Origin of the sequence: Stenotrophomonas sp. GD04145, from assembly GCF_029835135.1 — a bacterium.
In the GTDB taxonomy this organism is placed as follows: Bacteria; Pseudomonadota; Gammaproteobacteria; order Xanthomonadales; family Xanthomonadaceae; genus Stenotrophomonas; species Stenotrophomonas maltophilia_P.
The window spans coordinates 1-4,944 of sequence record NZ_JAODZG010000088.1; the positions used below are offsets into that span (position 1 = coordinate 1).

A 4,944-nucleotide genomic window follows, 5' to 3' on the forward strand; every position below is an offset into this window, starting at 1 on the left:
CTTCCTTGCCGTGCTTGGCGGTGACGATCGCGTCGTCGTGGTCCTTGCCCAGCGCCAGGGCCGGGATTTCCACGCCCTTCGGCAGCTTGATGTTGGACAGGTACACCACGTCGCCAGCAGCCAGGTCGGCCAGGTCGACTTCGATCGACTCCGGCAGGTCCTTCGGCAGGCAGCTGATGGTCACTTCCTTCAGTTCGTGGGTGACCACGACGTCGGCAGCCTTGCCGGCCGGCGAGGTGTCTTCGTTGATGAAGTGCAGCGGGACCGAAGCGGTCAGGGCTTCGTTCTCGTTCACGCGCTGGAAGTCCAGGTGCATGATCAGCTGCTTGTACGGATGGCGCTGCATGTCACGCAGCAGGACCTTCTGCACCTGGCCGTCCAGGTTCAGGTCCAGGATCGAGGCATAGAACCACTCGTTCTGCTGTGCCAGCCAGATTTCGTTGTGGTCCAGGCTGATGGCGACCGGCTCGGCGTTGCCGCCGTACACGATGGCCGGGATCACACCGGCGTGACGCAGGCGGCGGCTCGCACCCTTACGCTGCAGTTCACGCTTGGTGACCTTGATTTCATGGGTCTTCGACATTTTCGACTACTCAGGTTGTTGCCTTGCCCTGCGGCTTGGCGATTGAAGATGCTTCCGCGACCAGAAGCATCCGGGAAAGTCCTTGCCGTTGCCGGCAGGGACGAAAAACTCAGTCGACGTACAGCGAGCTGACCGACTCGCCGAAGGCGATGCGGCGCATCGTTTCGGCCAGCATTTCCGCCACGCTCAGCTGGCGGATCTTGCTGCACACCCGCGCTGCGTCCTTCAGCGGGATGGTATCGGTCACCACCAGCTCGTCGAGCTGGGAATTGGTGATGTTGTCCACCGCCGGTCCCGACAGCACCGCGTGGGTGCAGTAGGCGGCGACCTTGAGCGCACCGCGCGCCTTCAGGGCAGCGGCAGCGGCGCACAGGGTGCCGGCGGTGTCGACGATGTCATCGACCATCACGCAGGTCTTGCCTTCGACGTCACCGATGATGTTCATCACGGTGGAGACGTTGGCGCGCGGACGGCGCTTGTCGATGATCGCCAGGTCGGCATCATCCAGGCGCTTGGCCACGGCACGGGCGCGGACCACGCCGCCCACGTCCGGCGACACCACGATCAGGTTTTCCGTGCCGTAGGCGCGCCAGATGTCGGCCAGCAGCAGCGGAGAGGCATAAACGTTGTCGACCGGAATATCAAAGAAGCCCTGGATCTGGTCGGCGTGCAGGTCGACCGTCAGCACGCGATCAGCGCCAGCGGTGCTGAACATCTTCGCCGCCAGCTTGGCGGTGATCGGCACACGCGAGGAACGCATGCGGCGATCCTGGCGCGAGTAACCGAAGTACGGCACCACGGCGGTCACGCTGTTTACCGATGCGCGCTTGAGCGCGTCGATCAGCACCAGCAGTTCCATCAGGTTTTCCGCGCTCGGTGCGCAGGTCGGCTGGATCACGAACACGTCCTGCTTGCGGACGTTCTCTTCGATCTCCACCTGCACTTCTCCATCGGAGAAATGCGAGACCAGCGCCTTGCCCGGGCGAACCCCCAGTTCCTTGCAGATGTTCTGCGCCAGACGTTTGTTGGCGTTGCCGGAAAAGACCAGCAGGTTCGGGGACTCTTGCATCATGATTGTCTCGGGCGGGGACGAGTGGCGGGGATCCGGTGGCGGCAAGGACCACGCCGGACCCTTGCTGCTGACAACACCGCGGTTGTTTCCACGTCCCGCGCGGAGGATGCGCTGAAGGCGCGGACACAGCCGCATTGGCAGGGGCGGTAGGATTCGAACCTACGAATGCCAGGATCAAAACCTGGTGCCTTGGGCCTCTTGGCGACGCCCCTGCATTTGAAATCAGTGTTGCTCGAGTGCATCCAGCAGCGGCGAACGCGCAACGCCCGCAGCCACCCTGGCCCGCAACTCCTTCGGCAACTTCGCCCGCCCCTGCTGTGCGGCAGTCTGCGATGCGAATTCGACGAAACAACCACTTCCAGAACCGGTCAGTCGCGCGGTACCGATGTCGCTCAACGCGGCAAGTGCTGCCTCGACGGCAGGCTCGCGGCGGCGCAGCACCGGTTCGAACGCGTTCCCGACCAAGGCCCCGGAAGCGAAGTCGTCTATTTTCGCCACTGGGCTGTCGCGCGTCAAATCCGGGGCTGCGAACAGGACCGGGGTCGGAACATGAACGCCGGGCTCGACCACCACATACCAGGCCGGTGCCAGGGTGATCGGCTGCAGCCGCTCTCCCACACCTTCGGCCCAGGCGTTACGGCCACGCACGAACACCGGCACATCCGCGCCCAGGCGCAGGCCCAGCGCGGCCAACGCGTCCTCGTCCAGAGCGGCGTTCCAGAGCCGGTTCAGCGCCACCAGCACGGTGGCAGCGTCGGATGACCCACCGCCGAACCCACCACCGGCCGAAATATGCTTTTCGACGATGATGTCGACACCTTGGTCGATGTTGGCGACCTCTTTCAGCATGCGGGCGGCACGTACGGCCAAATCGTCGGCCTCGTCCACACCCGGCAATCCCTCACCCTGCCGACGTACCTGGCCGTCTTCACGCAGGCGCAGGCCGATGCGGTCCCCCCAATCCAGCAGGCGGAACACGGTCTGCAGCTCGTGATAGCCGTCGGCGCGGCGGCCGGTGATATGAAGGAACAGGTTCAGCTTGGCCGGGGCCGGCCACCAGGACCAGCCCGCATCCTCCGCACCCGCGCTCATGGCGCGCCCTGCCCCCACTGGTCCACCAGCAGGCGAACCTTGGCGTCTCCGCTACTGGCTTCGATCCGGCGCGGCAGGGACGGGCGCCCGGCCTCGGCGGGGTACCAGTCCAGGTACTGGATCTGCCAGCCCATCTGCTGCATGCGGCGCGGGCGGCCTTCGCCATCACGCTCGACCTTGCCCGCGCCGGCGGGATCGGCAACCGCCAGCCCACGCACCCACTCGGGCAGGGAGTTGACCGGGATTTCCCAGCCCGTGGCCTCCAGCAGCAGCTGCTGCGCGTCCTCGCCTTCACGCGGGCCGCCGGCCAGTCCCTCCAGGCGACCGCCTCCATGCTGGCTGTCGCCGGTCAGCTTCCAGCTCTGCCGGGTCACGGGTGCACTGAGCTCGATCACGTAGCGCCGCCCGGCCTGCTGCCAGTCGATGCGTCCACTGCCACCGTCCTTGCCCTTGCTGACCGCTACCCGGCCCTGGAAGGACCACTCCGGCTGCGCCTGCAGCGCCGCTACCCGCGCGGCTTCGGCCTGTGCCGCTTCCGCCGACACGGTCTCGACCACGGCCGGCGCCGGTGTCTTCTGGGTGCCCAGCGACGTGCAGGCAGTCATGGCGACGGTCGCCACTGCCAACAGCAGCGGCCGGAACAGGGAAGCACTCATGGATTGAATTTCTCGCGGGCACGCTGCAGCGCGCGGTTGTCGGGGTCGAGCCTGGCCGCTTCCTCGAAGAAGTGGCGGGCCTCGTCATGCCGGCCGAGCACCCACAGCACTTCGCCGACGTGTGCGGCGATCTCCGGATCCTTGGCCAGGGTCCACGCACGACGCAGCTGCACCAGCGCCTCTTCGTTGCGGCCCAGGCGATACAGCACCCAGCCATAACTGTCGACGATGGCGGCATTGTCCGGCTCGGCCACGCGGGCACGGTCGATCAGTTCCAGCGCCTCCTGGTAGCGACCGGTGCGATCGGCCAGGGTGTAGCCCAGCGCATTCAGCGCCGGCACGTTCTCCGGCTCGGTGATCAGGATCTTGCGCAGGTCGGCCTCGGCACGGGCAATATCATCACGGCGTTCCCAGGCCAACGCACGCGCGTACAGCAGTGCATTCTCGTCCGGGTAAGCGGCCAGACCGCGGGCCAGCGCATCCAGTTCACCTGCATCGTCGCTGGCGCGCTGCCGCAGTTCCGCTTCCAGCAGATAGGCGTCGCGGCGCACCTCGTCGTCCACGCCTGCATCGGACTGGATCGCGTGTACCTCGTCCAGCGCCAGGCTCTGGCGCCCGGCAAGCGCCTGTGCGCTCGCCGCCCGCAGGCGGGCCTCGCTCAGTTCATCGCCGCCCGGCACGCTGTGATACCACTGCACCGCTTCCGGATAACGCTTCAGATACTCCGCGATCTTGCCCAGCAGCAGGCGCTGCGCCGGGTCCGGTTTGGCGGCCTGCCGCGACAGCTCGCTGTACAGGTTGGAAAGGGCCGCCTTGTCTCCCTGCTTGGCCAGCAGCGACGCCCGCATTCCCCAGGTCTGCACGTCCTGCGGCCCTACCGCCAGCACCCGCTCGGCGGCGGCCGGCTGGTTCAGGCTGTCGTAGGCAATGGCCACCGCGTTGCGCAGTTCCGGATCCTGGCGGGTCTTCGGTTCGACCTCGCGCAGCAGCGCCAGCGCGCGATCGGTCTGCCCCGCCTGCTGCAGCTGGCTGGCGCGCAGCAACGCCACGCGCGGCTCTTCCGGGAAGCGCTTGACCACCTCATCGATCATGCGCCGTGCCAGCTCCGGCTTTTCCATCCGCAGCGCCAGGCGACCGAATTCCTGCCAGGCCTCGATCTTCGGCGGGATGGCGTTGGCATCGACCAGCTCGCCCAGCACCTGCGCCGGCACGGCCGGATCGCGTCCACCGCCGACCAGCGCGGCCAGGGCAAACTTCCAGCCGCGGTCATCGCTGTCCTGCAGCAGGCTCTGCAGCTCGCTGCGGGCCGCCTTCACGTCGCCCTGGCGCATCGCCAGCGCACCGGCCGCGCTGCGCATGGCCAGCGACCGTGGCGCGCGCTGCTGCCACAGGGCCAGGCCCTGGGCGGCGCTGGCATCGTCGTTGGCCAGCATGGAAATACGGGTCGCGCGCTCGGCCAGGCCGGCATCGCCGTCGCTGCGCTGGGCGGCCTGCAGGTACCAGCGCGCCGCCTCGGCCAGCTTGCCGGCCTGCAGGGCGAA

At 67.3% G+C, this 4,944-nt stretch carries 5 protein-coding genes and 1 tRNA gene; all 6 read right to left on the minus strand.

Annotation, left to right across the window (positions count from 1 at the left end; all coding sequences use genetic code 11):
* Positions 1 to 583, minus strand: a 583-nt coding sequence (locus N7367_RS19255) for a 50S ribosomal protein L25/general stress protein Ctc (RefSeq protein ID WP_279924550.1), incomplete at its 3' end; no start/stop codon positions are given.
* Positions 584 to 692: 109 nt separating this feature from the next.
* Positions 693 to 1,652, minus strand: a complete 960-nt coding sequence (locus tag N7367_RS19260; protein ID WP_053520289.1) for a ribose-phosphate diphosphokinase — start codon at positions 1,650 to 1,652, stop codon at positions 693 to 695.
* Positions 1,653 to 1,790: 138 nt separating this feature from the next.
* Positions 1,791 to 1,867: transfer RNA gene (locus tag N7367_RS19265), tRNA-Gln, on the minus strand.
* 10 nt (positions 1,868 to 1,877) lie between these two features.
* Complete coding sequence (ispE, locus tag N7367_RS19270) at positions 1,878 to 2,747, minus strand: 4-(cytidine 5'-diphospho)-2-C-methyl-D-erythritol kinase (RefSeq protein ID WP_053520287.1); 870 nt, start codon at positions 2,745 to 2,747, stop codon at positions 1,878 to 1,880.
* Positions 2,744 to 3,403, minus strand: coding sequence for a lipoprotein insertase outer membrane protein LolB (lolB, locus tag N7367_RS19275; protein ID WP_279943024.1), 660 nt, complete (start codon positions 3,401 to 3,403; stop codon positions 2,744 to 2,746). Before lolB ends, ispE begins: the two co-directional genes overlap by 4 nt.
* Positions 3,400 to 4,944: tetratricopeptide repeat protein (locus N7367_RS19280; RefSeq protein WP_279943025.1), on the minus strand; the 1,545-nt coding region annotated here is incomplete at its 5' end. The genes N7367_RS19280 and lolB, both read right to left, overlap by 4 nt.